At 48.4% G+C, this 13,590-nt stretch carries 14 protein-coding genes; 8 read left to right on the top strand and 6 right to left on the bottom strand.

Annotated elements, in window-relative coordinates; all coding sequences use genetic code 11:
* Nucleotides 1–61 precede the first annotated feature (61 nt).
* Complete coding sequence (locus tag PAHA3_RS24275) at nt 62–271, bottom strand: hypothetical protein (RefSeq protein ID WP_017690946.1); 210 nt, start codon at nt 269–271, stop codon at nt 62–64.
* A gap of 209 nt (nt 272–480) precedes the next feature.
* On the opposite strand from PAHA3_RS24275, the gene map reads away from it, so the two are divergent.
* Both map and PAHA3_RS24285 read left to right on the top strand, forming a co-directional pair.
* Entirely contained in the window at nt 481–1,227 is a 747-nt protein-coding gene (gene map, locus PAHA3_RS24280) for a type I methionyl aminopeptidase (RefSeq protein ID WP_062837247.1), read from the top strand.
* Between the two features lie 174 nt (nt 1,228–1,401).
* Nucleotides 1,402–2,415, top strand: coding sequence for an NADP-dependent oxidoreductase (locus PAHA3_RS24285; RefSeq protein ID WP_062837248.1), 1,014 nt, complete (start codon nt 1,402–1,404; stop codon nt 2,413–2,415).
* A 119-nt stretch (nt 2,416–2,534) separates the two neighbouring features.
* Here PAHA3_RS24285 and PAHA3_RS24290 read toward each other — a convergent pair whose 3' ends face one another.
* Complete coding sequence (locus PAHA3_RS24290; RefSeq protein ID WP_201028110.1) at nt 2,535–3,020, bottom strand: CcdC family protein; 486 nt, start codon at nt 3,018–3,020, stop codon at nt 2,535–2,537.
* Between the two features lie 217 nt (nt 3,021–3,237).
* Here PAHA3_RS24290 and PAHA3_RS24295 point away from each other — a divergent pair, with 217 nt between their 5' ends.
* The 3 genes from PAHA3_RS24295 to PAHA3_RS24305 are packed head-to-tail and all read left to right on the top strand — an operon-like array spanning nt 3,238 to nt 7,000.
* Nucleotides 3,238–4,392 (top strand): HEAT repeat domain-containing protein, encoded by a 1,155-nt coding sequence (locus tag PAHA3_RS24295; protein WP_062837249.1) that lies wholly within the window; start codon nt 3,238–3,240, stop codon nt 4,390–4,392.
* On the top strand, nt 4,373–5,815 hold the full coding sequence (locus PAHA3_RS24300; protein WP_062837250.1) for a glycosyltransferase family 2 protein: 1,443 nt from the start codon (nt 4,373–4,375) through the stop codon (nt 5,813–5,815). The genes PAHA3_RS24295 and PAHA3_RS24300 overlap by 20 nt, the downstream gene beginning before the upstream one ends.
* Before the next feature lie 54 nt (nt 5,816–5,869).
* Nucleotides 5,870–7,000, top strand: a complete 1,131-nt coding sequence (locus PAHA3_RS24305) for a hypothetical protein (protein ID WP_062837251.1) — start codon at nt 5,870–5,872, stop codon at nt 6,998–7,000.
* A gap of 180 nt (nt 7,001–7,180) precedes the next feature.
* Here PAHA3_RS24305 and PAHA3_RS24310 read toward each other — a convergent pair whose 3' ends face one another.
* Together PAHA3_RS24310 and PAHA3_RS24315 are read right to left on the bottom strand one after the other, a co-directional pair.
* Nucleotides 7,181–7,753, bottom strand: a complete 573-nt coding sequence (locus PAHA3_RS24310) for a TetR/AcrR family transcriptional regulator (RefSeq protein ID WP_062837252.1) — start codon at nt 7,751–7,753, stop codon at nt 7,181–7,183.
* Nucleotides 7,750–8,481, bottom strand: a complete 732-nt coding sequence (locus tag PAHA3_RS24315) for an MBL fold metallo-hydrolase (RefSeq protein ID WP_062837253.1) — start codon at nt 8,479–8,481, stop codon at nt 7,750–7,752. Before PAHA3_RS24315 ends, PAHA3_RS24310 begins: the two co-directional genes overlap by 4 nt.
* A gap of 430 nt (nt 8,482–8,911) precedes the next feature.
* On the opposite strand from PAHA3_RS24315, the gene PAHA3_RS24320 reads away from it, so the two are divergent.
* The gene (locus tag PAHA3_RS24320; RefSeq protein WP_062837254.1) at nt 8,912–9,376 is read left to right on the top strand and encodes an RrF2 family transcriptional regulator; all 465 of its coding nucleotides are present in this window, start codon (nt 8,912–8,914) and stop codon (nt 9,374–9,376) included.
* 262 nt (nt 9,377–9,638) lie between these two features.
* The gene (locus PAHA3_RS24325; protein ID WP_062837255.1) at nt 9,639–10,265 is read left to right on the top strand and encodes a nitroreductase family protein; all 627 of its coding nucleotides are present in this window, start codon (nt 9,639–9,641) and stop codon (nt 10,263–10,265) included.
* A gap of 184 nt (nt 10,266–10,449) precedes the next feature.
* Here the strand turns inward: PAHA3_RS24325 and PAHA3_RS24330 are convergent, their stop codons facing one another.
* Both PAHA3_RS24330 and PAHA3_RS24335 read right to left on the bottom strand, forming a co-directional pair.
* Nucleotides 10,450–11,133 (bottom strand): S-layer homology domain-containing protein, encoded by a 684-nt coding sequence (locus PAHA3_RS24330; RefSeq protein WP_062837256.1) that lies wholly within the window; start codon nt 11,131–11,133, stop codon nt 10,450–10,452.
* A 145-nt stretch (nt 11,134–11,278) separates the two neighbouring features.
* On the bottom strand, nt 11,279–12,139 hold the full coding sequence (locus tag PAHA3_RS24335; protein ID WP_062837257.1) for an AraC family transcriptional regulator: 861 nt from the start codon (nt 12,137–12,139) through the stop codon (nt 11,279–11,281).
* Nucleotides 12,140–12,372: 233 nt separating this feature from the next.
* Between PAHA3_RS24335 and PAHA3_RS24340 the strand changes: the two genes are divergently transcribed.
* Nucleotides 12,373–13,428, top strand: a complete 1,056-nt coding sequence (locus PAHA3_RS24340) for a lactonase family protein (protein ID WP_062837258.1) — start codon at nt 12,373–12,375, stop codon at nt 13,426–13,428.
* The last annotated feature ends 162 nt before the right edge of the window (nt 13,429–13,590 follow it).

Consider the following 13,590-nt stretch of genomic DNA (forward strand, 5'->3'; position numbering starts at 1 on the left):
TATTGAAGCGTCTAATAGTCTGGCACGATCATGGCTCTTTAAAGGGACTAGTGAAAGCCGATTAGCTGGAGCTGTATTTTCTGCTTTTGTAATACCCGGAGCCACTGCGGCTATCCCGATATTTCACATCCGAAGAAGAATAGCGCTTGTAGGAACGCTTGCCTGAGGAACTGCTGTGACGTTTATATGAGCGCCTGTCCGAGGAGCTATAACGTTTGCGGTGAGATGAAGATTTCGAATCGATCAGTTTGCCAATAATCTTTTTGAACATGAGCTTTCACCCTTTCGAATTCAACTGTTTTTAACCATATACGTGGTCCGATATGAAGGGGTTTCGAGTTTTTCATGGAAAATTGTATTCATTGTACAGGAGCTTGGCGTATAATAGGATGTTGCTGTTTCCGCGGAATTTTTTATTTTGAGCGTTTAGCGTTACAATAGAGGACAGGATAAGATTTTAACGGACAAGGAGTAGTTGTTATGATTACGTTGAAGACCAAAGAACAGATTGAATATATGAAAAAAGCCGGAGAAATTCTCGCCGCGTGCCATAGAGAAATTGCAAAAATGATTCGACCGGGCATCACGACACAGGAGATCGATCAGTTTGCAGAGGCTTTTATGAAGAAGAATGGCGCTACGCCGGAACAAAAGGGATACAACGGCTACCAATATGCGACATGTGCGTCGGTTAATGATGTGATCTGTCACGGGTTTCCGGGGAAATATGCACTGAAAGACGGCGATATCGTTACAATCGACATGGTTGTTAATCTGAATGGCTGGCTGGCCGATTCGGCGTGGTCTTATGCCGTAGGTGAAGTGACTCCGGAAGCACAACATCTGCTGGACGTAACCAAAACCTCTCTGTACAAAGGCATTGAACTTGCTGTGGTTGGCAACCGGATCGGAGATATCTCCCATGCCATTCAAGTGTATGCAGAAGGTGAAGGTCTGTCAGTTGTACGTGAGTTTATTGGACACGGCATCGGTGAGAAGATGCATGAGGAACCACAAGTCCCTCACTATGGTCCACCACATCGGGGTCCACGTCTCAAGGAAGGCATGGTAATTACGATTGAACCGATGCTGAACATTGGTACGTACCGCAGCAAGCTGGATTCGGATGGATGGACTGCGCGTACGATGGATGGAAGTCTATCTGCCCAGTATGAACATACGATTGCGATTACAGCAGATGGTCCTGTGATTTTGACAGCACAATAATAGCTAAAAGCAGCTACAATGTGACGATATTTGCATATTTCAAGGCGGCCCACGTTTGTGATCCGCCTGTTTCGGTTTAAACTAATAAGAAGTGATAACACAGAGCCAGTGGTGAGTGATTTCAGCTGACAAGGGTTAACCTTGCGTCCACTTGGCAACAAGGAGGTAATTTTGGTGTCTGTAAATAAACAGATCGTACTTGCGTCTCGTCCCGAAGGTGCCCCATCCAGAGAGAATTTCAAATTTATTGATGCACCTCTTCCTGAACCGGAGGCTGGGCAAGTCCTGGTACGTACATTATATTTGTCGGTGGACCCGTACATGCGGGGCCGCATGAAAGATACAAAATCCTATGCTGCACCGTACGCATTGAATGAAGTGATCAAGGGTGGAGCCATTGGACAGGTTGTGGAATCTTCGGAACCGAATCTGCGCAAAGGAGATCTCGTATCCGGCATGTGGGGCTGGCAGCAATATGCCGCAGTGAATACGGGTGACCTTTCGCTGATTGATACGGAAGAGGCACCGATCACGGCTTACTTGGGTGCGCTAGGCCTGACGGGGCTGACGGCTTATTTTGGTATGGAGGACATCGGCAAACCCAAAGACGGCGAAACGGTAGTGGTATCGGGAGCAGCCGGTGCGGTAGGTATGATTGCAGGTCAGATTGGAAAAATCGTAGGAGCACGCGTGGTTGGCATTGCAGGCTCTGACGAGAAATGCGAGTATTTGAAAGAAAAACTGGGCTTCGACGTGGTGTTGAACTACAAGAAGGAGCAGGATATGTCAGCAGCCATTGAACGGGCTTGCCCGGATGGCGTAGACGTCTACTTCGACAACGTGGGCGGTGACATCTCGGATGCAGTGTTACGCCACATCAATCGGAATGCACGTATTCCGTTATGTGGTCAGATCTCGTCTTATAATTTGGAGAAACCGGATATCGGGATGCGCCCACAGACGCTGCTGTTAACGAATACAGCATTAATGAAAGGTTTCCTGCTGGGTGACTACACCAAATCCTTCAAAGAAGGCCGCGCGAAGTTGGCGAAATGGATCAAGGACGGTCATATCCAGTATGAAGAGAACATTGTGGACGGATTCGAACAGACGCCGGAAGCATTCATGGGTCTTTTCTCGGGAGATAATCTGGGCAAGCAGCTGGTTAAAGTTGCAGATCCTGAATAGATATCGAATGGTATACATGTACAATTAGGTTGAACACGAAAAGACACGTTCTGCCCACCGATGGTGCAGCAGAACGTGTCTTTTTATCTGTATATCTGTGCGTGGTTTGCATAGGGTGACTAGTGTTCGGCAACCAGCACTTCTTTGTAGTGTTTGTACATATATACACGCCAGCGTACAATCATGCCAAAAGCCAGCAGGAAGAACAATCCGCCCGTTTGCGGGATGCTTACATATCGCTGAATGACTTCATGCAGGATCAGACGTACGGCCAGCAATCCAAGTAAGATAAAAGCAAAGCTGCGAGAACGTGTGGCAAAAATTTCTTCGCCTATTCGTTCAAACCGTGTACTGCGAATGAGGGGATAGGAGAAGAGGAACCAGCCCACCAGAAACGCAATGAATGCCCAGAGTAGAGGAACATGTGTTGCCGGTACAACAAACATGAGAAATCCTGTGCTCATACCGAGCGGAGGAATAAGGATTTTGCGAATGGTCACCGGTCTGTGACTGGCTTTCATGCGGATGAAAATAGCAAGCAGGGCCATGACAAGCATGCCAACGGTTGCTCCGATTTGCAGGTAGTACGGACTGATTTGAGCCACGTAGAACTCCCTCTTTCTGGAATAATATGTTATCCGGAGATCCGGAACCCAGTACGAATTGCCGGAATTTTCAGTTCCTATTATATCACAAACGTAGAAAGCCGATAGAAAGCTTAGTGTATCATATACCCGATATGTATTCACAGGATGTATTTGAAAATTTTGTATTATTGTGCCCGTTGTAAGGCCGTTTATTCGATTAAGGGGAAATCATGCAATGATTGGACAAAAATGGATGTACATTAAGCTCATCGGTTCACATCGCACAGGTTGGCTTGCCAGTAATACAGATTGGTTAGTAGATGTGGTCAGCCTGATCTGTGCAAGTGTAATGCTTCTTTTGCTGGTTATCTACGGTTATATCTTATGGACGAAATATAGCAGCAGACGCAGGGAAAAGGTCAAGACAGCACTGGTGCAGGAATTACTTGCAGAAGGCTCGGTTTTACAGCGGTACCTTGACCAAGGAGAAATTGGCGTAGAATTATTGAATATGAGTGGAGATCAACAAGGCGTGTTGCAGCAGTTGTTATTGCAACGGCTCGCTCAAGGACCGGAAGAGCACGAGATCTTGCGGATTCGCCTGTTATCCTGGCAAGTCTTTGGCGGTTCGTACCGGTCCGTACTGAAGAATGGAAAGTGGAGCCAACGAGTGAACACGTTGTTATATATTGAACAGTTTCATATGGTGGAGCTTCTACCCAGATTAGAGGATATGTTACGGGTTAGCTCATGTACGTTACTTGAACGCTTCATCATTTTGCGCATATATGCCAGAACCGGTTATTTCAGAATTGTGAAGGAACTAATGCGTGAGAAATATGTATTATCCGATTCGCAGTATCTTCAGATTCTGCTGTTGCTTACCGAGTCATCCTGGACTCGTCTGAAGGAGCATTTCAAGGATGTACCTTATCAGGTCCAGTCTAATATCATCCATGCCATTCGTATTCGGGATGATCAGACGGATGGCACTGTTGCTTTACTGGAGAAGCTCATTCTCGGAGACGATGTGCAGCTACGTATTTGCTCTTATCAGGCACTGGCTCACGTGGGCAGAGGTCGTGAAGATTTGTTGAAGGGGCTACTGTTGATATGGAACGAACATGGTGAGGAAAGGCAGCGCTCTGAACGACTAACAGTGACCCAGCTTATGGGTACTGTTCACGCGGATGCTTTTATCCCTCGTCTGAAGGTGATGATGGGTGATCCTTCTTTTCAGATCAGGCAGGAAGCGGCGAACTCTCTTGCCCGGTATGAACAGGGACTTGAAGAACTTCGGGATACGGCTGTGAATCATCCGGATAAATATGCAAGGCAGATAGCGGAAGAAACGCTGGAAAGGATGCAGTATGGACGAGAGATGGATTGAGATGCTGCGGAGTTTTATTTTGGCGTGTTATGAGGGAATGTTTATGTATCTAGTGCTAGCCATTGTGATGTGCAGTGTACTGGTTGTCGCCGCTGCTCGGACATTGATCCGTGGGAGGGATCTGGACCCGCTGCAATATCATGAGATGTTAGATGAGGAACTGGCTCCGGCGGTCTCCCTGCTTGTTCCGGTGCGGAATAGCGAGGATACGATTGTAAAGCGAATTAGCTGTCTGCTGGATATTCAATATGCACGCTATGAAGTGATTATCATTAATGATGGGTCAGAGGATGGGACTATGCGGCGTCTAAAGGAAACCTATGATCTGATGCCCATTCAGAGTAAAGTTCATTATTCGAGACTCGGCCAGGAGACGGCTCAGATTAATGGGGTCTACCAATCCAGGCTGCATCATCGTCTCATTGTGATCGACAAGGCGTATGGAGGACGAATGGACTCCCTAAATGTAGGCCTGAAAATTTCGCAGTATCCCTACATCGCCTCCGTTGGACCTCACACAGTTCTGGAACGGGATGCATTGGTGAAGATCATGAAACCCGTTATGGATGCTCTCCCGGGAGAAGAGGTCGTTGCTTGCAGTGGACGAGTAGATCTCATGGCACCGGGAAATACGAATCATGCGGATTCAACCGACAACGGCGCAAGACGGACGGGCAGTACGTTGTTTGTAATGCAGACCATTGAATACGTGCGTGCTTTTCTGATTAGCGGCGTGGGACTCGTTCGGTACAATATTAATGTGCTTTTATTTACGGCTGAAGTATTCGGTGTATTCAAAAAGAACCGGGTGTTGGAAGTTGGGGGTTACAAGCGCGATGACCAGGTCGCTCACATGGAACTGGTGATGCGGTTACAGAAACATATGAAGCAGATCCGGGAGCGTGGCCGTATTATATATATTCCCGATCCAATCTGCAGGGTAGAAGTACCCGGTACATGGCGTCAGCTGTGCAGACAGCGTATCGGTTGGCACATGCAGCTTGCAAGCAGTCTGTGGACTCAGCGGAGCATGATTTTCAATCCGGCCTATGGCTGGATGGGGATGGTATCCATCCCGTATTTTATTTTGATCGAATTGTTGGGGCCTGTGTTGGAACTGGGAGCGATCCTGCTGTTCATTGCAGGCATAGGGCTGCAGTTGGTGGATATTAACCTATGTATCATTCTCGCTCTGTTGCTGACACTCTATGGTTCCTTGTTGTCCGCAAGTGTGGTGATGTTCGAAATATGGTGTTCACGCAAGGCATATACATCCCGAGAGGTGACACGTCTGCTGGTGTATGCATGTACGGAGACGTTCTGGTTCAGACCGCTGAATAACATATCCCGTATATATGGAATGTTGCAGGCTATGGGATTAAGGAAGGCAGAGGAAAAGGACAGCAGACATGGATTAGGGTAATCTACTGACCAATCCTGACAATACCTTGGAACAGAGCAAGGAGGAATACGCTTCATGAAAAAAAGTTACAGGCCAGCCACGATGTGGACGCTGGCTTGTTTTACAGTGGTATCGGTGGTGCTGGTTGTCCCCTGGATTATGTGGCAATCTCAGGCCCCGGTTCCGCTTAACATCATGATTATTGACAAGAGCAGACCTGATCAGTCTTACCAGGGGCACAAGGGATTGGTCTGGCTTCTGAATCAGCAGAAGATCGTACAGCAAACAGGGGAACACTATTCCTATGAAGAGGATTATTACGGCTATGATCTTCAGGACGGGCTTCCTCGGATGAAACGATTGTTGCCTGATGAGGTGACGGATACGGATCTGATCTATCTGACAGCGAATCGGAGTAGTCTGTCTGCACACAAGAATGAACGGAAGCAAGGCGGAATCTATGAAGGCTTAACAATATATGATGTGCAGAAGATTCGCGAGGCTGCTTATAAAGGCGTAACGATTGTCGCCGAATACAGCGCATTGGCGAATACAGCTTCCAAGATGACAAAGGAGCAGCTATATCCCATCTTGGGCGTGAACAGCAGTGGATGGCAGGGGAAATCGGTATCTAATCTGCAAAGTATAGAAGAAGTACCCCGTTGGATTCGGACGAACTATGAGCAGCAGGAGAAGAAGAAATGGCCTTATCACGGAGCTGGCATGCTGCTGGTTCATGTGGACGGACAGGTCATGGTACTTGAAAAAGGTCCGGATGTGAAGGCAGGCAATATACAGATTGCATTTACACCGGAAGGCAGTGATTGGAGCGGCATAACTCAGGATATACATTATAGCGGGTGGTTCGATATCATTGTGCCGCAAGAGAAGAACTCCATACTGGCCTGGTATAAGACGGATCTGACGGAGAAAGGCGAGCAGAAGCTGGTGGCTGCAGGAATTCCTGCGGCATTTGCTGCACTTGTCCGATATGACGACTATAATCGATCGTACTACATGGCAGGCTCCTTTGGAGAGATGAAGCACTATTCTTTCTGGCGCCGAATCCGGGGATGGGAAGTCGTCAGGTCCAAGTTTACGCCCGATCAGAAAGAGATTCCTGACATGTTCTACTGGAAGGTGTACGTGCCCGTGATGAAGCATATATTAGAGGAAGTGCAGGATGGCCGGCAGCAATGGCCGTAGGGTGGCTGTTAATTAAAAAACGTTCGGATGGAGAGTAGACAGCGAAAGGCGGTTCTACTGGAATGAGGAACGGGAGATGTACATATTAGAAGTGTGTAGATGGGATGTACCAGTACACGACAACATAAAAAGGACTGCAGCGGATCTGCAGTCCTTTTTCGTAATGCTATGAGGTCTTTACTAATTTTCATGAAGATGCCGGAGTCCGTGCAGGAATGCGGATACGGTTAGACGCAGACTTTCGTCTGGATCAAAGTTCATGCCGAAGCCACCTTGTGCCTCGATGGAGGCAAACCCATGGCACAGGCTGCGCAAACCACGAACGGCATGCAATGCTTCCGCTTCGGTTAGTGGGTAGGGCTGCAAGCTGTGCAGCAGCAACTCCAGCGTGGCTGTGCTGGCCGCGGCGAGTTGTGGCTCCTCGCGGTCCGGGGCATGAAATGAGGCTTCGTAGAGCCCAGGGTGCTCACGAACGAAGCCAATGTATGCCGCAGCGATGGCCTGAATGGCCTCATCGCCAGTGCGGTCAGCGATAGCCGCGGTTAATGCGCGGCTAAGCTGTTGTACGGACATCAGCGCCATTTCCTGGCGAAGCCCGGGCAGTCCGCTGATGTGGTTGTAGAGCGACGGCGAGCGCACATCCAGCCGCTGGGCCAACGCGGCAAGTGTCAGCGCCTGAAAGCCGTCGCTGTCAGCAAGCTGGGTGGCGGCGCTAAGCAGAGCGCCGCGATCCAGCCCTTGCCGGGGGCTCACAGCTGCCCCCCGGCAAGACCAAGCCGCTGCTGTGCATCAGCGGCTGCCGCGCGCATGGCGGCCGCGGGCTGGCGCAGCATCCGTCCGTGGCCTACAGCCAGCACGGACGGTTCCAGCTCCGCCAGGCGCTTCGCGCTGGCCAGAGCCGCTTCGCGGTTCCACGTCGCCAGCGCGGGGAACGGGAAGAGCGGGCGCACGCGGCCGGATACAGCGAGGCCGCCTTGCAGCTGATACGCGTCGCCAGCGATGAGCACGCGGCTGCGCGTATCCATGAAGGCCATATGCCCTGGCGTATGGCCTGGTGAGGCAATGGCGACCAGTGATCCAATCTGGTCACCGTCATCCAGAAAACGGTCCGGCTGGGTGCGGACCGCTTTGGGTTTGGGTACGCCGCCGCGTACCGGGGTCTGTGGCTCATCTGGAAGCAGTGAGGTATCTCCCGCCAATAACCGGGCATCACGTCTGGAGATGAAGAACTCCGCTTGGGGGAGTGCCTCTTTGAGAAGATCCAGTGCACCAATATGATCGCTATGCGCGTGAGTCAGAATGATTTTGGTAATGGGTTTGCCAAGGGACTGGGCAGTTGCCAGAATCCCTTTAAGACTGAACGGCATTCCGGCATCAATCAGGGTTAATCCATCTTCCTCTTCAACAAGATACACGTTCACAGGGAAGAGCTTCGGAAGGAATGTAACTTGAACGACATCAAACTCTCGGGTAATGCGCATCGATAAATCCTCCTTAAAACTAATGATATTAGTATAATAACTAATGGTCTTAGTTTTAGCAATACCTATGGTTCATTTTGTTCGAATAAAAAAAATTTTAAATAATGATGCACTTTACAAAAAAAGCGTTTTCAAAATGGAGATTACCGATTATAATAATCACGTAAGCCCTTTCATATGTCTATCTTATTGGAGCCCTTCGCTTAGCGAAAGGCTCACTTTTTTGTTCTTTTTGAATTGAAATGCAGATGGGATGTGGCTCCTGGCTTGATTGTATAAGGTGCTGTAAGTATTGGTATAACAGGAAAAATCACGTTTGGTCTCCAGCTTGGGCGAGAGTTGACAAACATAACTGTTATTCATATAATGACAGTTATACTTACCTTGGGTTGAAGTTCATCGGTGTTGTATGCCGGGAAGGGAGTAAGTTATGAACAGCGAATTTACCATAGCGGTGCATTGTCTTGTTTTTTTGTCGATGAGAGATGAGTGTATGGCCAATAGTGAAGATTTGTCCCAAAGTGTGGGTACGCACCCGGCCAGAGTCCGTAAGGTACTTAGTGTTCTACGCAAGCATGGTTACCTGACGACCAAGGAAGGTGCTCATGGTGGGTACTTGCTTAGCCGTCCTAGTGAAGAGATCAAGCTCGGAGAATTATACAGACTGGTAGCTGGTGGATCACTTGGTCCGAACTGGTGCTCAGGGGAGTCTGGTTCATCGTGCGTGGTATCTTCCAATATGCAGGATGTGATGGGGAACATTTATAACGGAGGCGAAGAGGCGCTCAGCGCTTATTTTGACCGTATATCCATTCAGGATGTGAAAGAGCGCATAGGTCATGGGGAAACATTAACTTTGTCGCTGAATGGATTGCCTGCAAAGGAGAAGTCCTGACGGAGTCCACAACGAATGGTCCTTCAAGACATGGCCTTGGTTAGTCAGGCATGATGGACAAGTTATGGCAAGGTCGTATGCTCCGGTGAAGATCCATTGATTTCTCAAGCGATTCCGGGCATAACGTGAACACAGATGGGGAGAGATCGTCTGCGCTGATGTTATTTTCGGAAGGCAAGTCCTTGGTAGAGATGACTTCAAGATTACCTTGCGAAAGTAAAAAGAAGAATACAAACAAAATAGATTCTGGGGAGTGGAACACATGTCAGGCATTGAAAAAAATGAAACACTTCGCGTTATTAGCGAACGCCATGCTGTCAAAAAGTACGAAAAAGGGTTTGAATTGCCTGAAGCTGATCTCAATGCGATTTTGACAGCAGCTGCTGAAGCACCATCTTCATGGAACCTGCAACACTGGAGATTCCTCGTAATTGAATCCGAAGCAGACAAAGCGAAATTGCTGCCAGTTGCTTATGGTCAAAGTCAAATCGCGGAAAGTTCAGTTACGATTGCTGTTCTTGGAGATTTGGAAGCAAACCGTAACACGGTTATCTACGATCAAGCTGTTGAAGCCGGCGCACTGACTGCTGAGGTTCGTGACGCATTGGTTGGACAGATTAACGGTGCTTACCAAAACGCACAAACGGCTCGCGATGAAGCGATCCGCAATGCATCCTTTGCTTCCCAAAATATTATGCTTGCTGCACGCTCCCTGGGTTACGATACATGTCCAATCGGTGGATATAATCCACAAAAACTGATCGAAACATTCAACATTCCTGCACGATTTGTGCCAACGTTGTTGATCACTGTAGGTAAAGCGGCACAGCCAGCTCGCCCATCAGGACGTTTGCCATTGTCTGAGGTTGTTGTTAAAGGTTCTTTCTAAGTTAAAAAGCTACATCTGATGATTGCATCAATGATATAAGTATAATTCAAACAGCCGCACTTCCCTGTTGAGGGAAAGTACGGCTGTTTGGCATATTGAGGTTGTATGGAAAAGTCCACTAACGGTGACTCCAATCGAGCGGATTCACCATTCAAGTGAGTTCTTAGCTTCCGCCATGAAATGATTACTTTTCAGGTGTTTCCGGGATTTGCGGTGCATGGAACGATTCCAGATACTCGATTGCGTTATACATCATAACGGCTGCTTCGGCACGAGTAATCGTTTGTTTGGGATTGAAGTTGCCGTCAGCATCCAGTTCATTGATTTTGAGAACGAGTGAACGTTGAATAGCACCTTGATACTCCGGAGTAAGTTCCTGTTCGTCGGCAATGTCCACAGGTTGGATTTTAATCATGGGCAGACCACCTTTGGCCTCGATGCCTTGCATCAGGAACAGCGTGTATTGTTCACGAGTGAGCCCTTTGGATGGATCGATATCCTGTGACATCTGAATTCCATTAAATTGGGCGCGGATAAATGCATCACTGTACCATACGCCATCTTTTACAGCAGAGAAGTAGTCACTTGGTACCGGCATTTTGATAAAACGAATCGTGTCCAGATTCAGATTCAGGCCGTCCGCAATCAGTTGAATGCCCTGAGCGGTATTTAACTCCAGTTCAGGTTTGAACAAGCTGTCGCTCACGCCTTTGATGAATCCATCTTTATGGAGAGATTCGATTTTGTCTGCTCCTGCGATACCTTGAATATCCGTGAATTGGGTCTGCGCAGCGTGGATTGGACCTGCACTTAGAGAGAGCGTGAGTAGAGCTCCCGCAGTTAATGTAGCAAGTATATTTTTTTTCATGATAGGTTCGCCTCACTTTTCCAGGGATGATCCCTTTATATAAAAGTTATTTGCCCCTATAGACGACCCTTCTGTTCAAAAGGTTGCTGCAATTTTCCAACTGAATTCATAATCATTTAGAAAGGGCTAAGTGAAGGCACTGCCTCTAACCTTTGGATTTATTTCGGTAATCCGTGGGAGAACGGCCCATCATTTTGCTGAACAGTCGGGAAAAGTAGTACGGGTCCTTGAATCCAAGCTCGGAACTGATCTGCTTGACGGTCCAATCGGTAAAATCCAGATAGCGGCAGGAATGCTGGATCTTGAGCCGCAGGAAATAATCGATGGGCGAATGCCCGGTAGCTTGTTTGAACAACTGAGAGTAATGGGGGACAGACAGCCGGGCGTGTGCTGCCAGTTCCTTAAGGGTGATTCCGTTCTCCAGGTGCTCCAGCATATATTGAACAGATTGTTCAGCCGCACGTTTACTGCTCATGACCCCGCCATCTGTTCCTGTCGTCTCCGGTCCATAAGCGAGCATACCCAGCATATAACCGATAATCTGGGAGGCATATGTCATCGTCTGCATGGAGTAACCCGTCTCTAGCGCGCCGTAACATTCATGAAAAAGCTCAAGCCATTTTTGAGCCTTGGCTGGTGGCATGGTAGTAATATGGTGGGCTAACAAGGGTTCTATGTAGGATAAAGCGTGTTGCCCGCGCAGATGAATCCAGAAGATGCTCCATGGGTCAGCTGCGTTGGCTCCGTACACATGAGGAACATGTGCAGGCAATATAATGAGGTTTCCCGGGCGGACATCATATGTCTTGCCGCCATCCATCGAATACCAGCCTGTGCCTTGGGCACAGTACATCAGAATGTGTGATTCACAACCATCGGGACGGTCACGGTAATGATGTTCTGCTTCGTGAAAGTAACCGATATCGGTAACATATAATCCGGACGTGACCGGATAAGCTGCGGTTTCTTGCAGCAGCGGGTCCGGAAGCACAATGAGTTTTTGCATACGAAATCCGTCAGATTTACGCTGTAGGGGTGGTCGGTTGTTAGGTCTCATACTTTGTATTATGGTGAGAGGGGATAATGGAGTCAATGACAGATATGAGAGCGCTCACCGGGGTTATACTCGATTTAGAAAGCCACGTTACAGGAAGTGAAGCAGTTGCCCGTGAATTGGGTAAGTACATACCAGTGGGAAGAATCAGACCAATGAATATATAGATAAGGGAGAGATTAGATATGGAAACAGTCACAACCCAGGAAACGCTTTTCTATACAGGTACGTATGCTTCAGCAGATGAACCAGGAATATTCCTATGTGCGTTGAATGCGGATACAGGAGAGATGCGAATCGTCAATCACATGGAGGGTGTAAGCAATCCTTCATATCTGGCGTTATGCCCGGATGGGAATTGTCTGTATGTGGCGAGTGAGACGGACGAGGGAGAGGTGTTGGTCTATCGCAGAGATGCGGCAACGAGTGAGCTGCACCTGATGGATCGAAAGCAGACCAGAGGGGCTTCTCCATGTTATGTGTCTGTCTCCAAGGATGGTCAGTGGGTGTTCTCTTCCAACTATAGCAGTGGCAGTGTCAATGTATTCCCGGTAGTCGATCAGGGGACGCTGGGTGAGATGAGTGCATGGGTGGAGCACACGGGAAGCGGAATCAACGAAGAACGCCAGGAAGGGCCGCATGCGCACTCCATTCAGCCAGATCCGTCCGGACAGTATGCTGTCGTATGTGACCTCGGTCTGGATCAGATTATTGTGTATCGCTTGGAAGAGGGACGTTTGGTTACCCATCGTGAGACGGATCAGCCACCTGGCGCAGGGCCAAGGCATCTTGTGTTCCATCCCAACTCGAAGTGGGCTTATGTAATCAATGAATTGGACAACACGGTTACGGCATTCCTGTACGATGAGCGTAGAGGGGAATTCACTGCGGTGCAGCACATTTCTACACTTCCAGAAGGGCATAAAGGAGAGGGGACGGCTGCGGACATCCGTGTATCTCCATGTGGTCGTTTCCTGTATGCATCCAATCGGGGAGATGACAGCATCGTGCTCTATCATATTGATCAGGAGAGCGGTGAGTTGGAAGCGGTAGAATGGACGTCCACCATTGGGCAGACACCGCGTAACTTCAATATTTTGCCTGGCGGGATTCTATTGGTGGCGAATCAGGACAGCAATAACCTCGTAAGTTTCCAGATCAGTGAAGAAGACGGACGCCTGACGCATAACGGGTTCAAGCTGGAACTGCCTCGTCCGGTATGTATTGCGCCTGTGGTATAAGTTGTATTACGGTGAAGTAAACATGGAATATTACATCTGAAAAGTGGTCTATAAGCTGTGAAATCATGGGGAAACACATGGTTTTACAGCTTTTTTTAGTCTTTTTATACAATTAACTTGAAAATAGTGGCAATTATCACATTTTTTTATTGACCATCGTTC

The sequence above is a fragment of the Paenibacillus amylolyticus genome (assembly GCF_001570725.1).
In the GTDB taxonomy this organism is placed as follows: Bacteria; Bacillota; Bacilli; order Paenibacillales; family Paenibacillaceae; genus Paenibacillus; species Paenibacillus amylolyticus_A.

Coding starts and splice junctions, on each gene's coding strand:
- PAHA3_RS24295 (WP_062837249.1), top strand. CDS start 3,238: ATGATTGGACAAAAATGGATGTACATTAAGCTCATCGGTTCACATCGC.
- PAHA3_RS24340 (WP_062837258.1), top strand. CDS start 12,373: ATGGAAACAGTCACAACCCAGGAAACGCTTTTCTATACAGGTACGTAT.
- PAHA3_RS24325 (WP_062837255.1), top strand. CDS start 9,639: ATGTCAGGCATTGAAAAAAATGAAACACTTCGCGTTATTAGCGAACGC.
- PAHA3_RS24335 (WP_062837257.1), bottom strand. CDS start 12,139: ATGCAAAAACTCATTGTGCTTCCGGACCCGCTGCTGCAAGAAACCGCA.
- PAHA3_RS24330 (WP_062837256.1), bottom strand. CDS start 11,133: ATGAAAAAAAATATACTTGCTACATTAACTGCGGGAGCTCTACTCACG.
- PAHA3_RS24320 (WP_062837254.1), top strand. CDS start 8,912: ATGAACAGCGAATTTACCATAGCGGTGCATTGTCTTGTTTTTTTGTCG.
- PAHA3_RS24300 (WP_062837250.1), top strand. CDS start 4,373: ATGGACGAGAGATGGATTGAGATGCTGCGGAGTTTTATTTTGGCGTGT.
- PAHA3_RS24305 (WP_062837251.1), top strand. CDS start 5,870: ATGAAAAAAAGTTACAGGCCAGCCACGATGTGGACGCTGGCTTGTTTT.
- PAHA3_RS24315 (WP_062837253.1), bottom strand. CDS start 8,481: ATGCGCATTACCCGAGAGTTTGATGTCGTTCAAGTTACATTCCTTCCG.
- PAHA3_RS24275 (WP_017690946.1), bottom strand. CDS start 271: ATGTTCAAAAAGATTATTGGCAAACTGATCGATTCGAAATCTTCATCT.
- map (WP_062837247.1), top strand. CDS start 481: ATGATTACGTTGAAGACCAAAGAACAGATTGAATATATGAAAAAAGCC.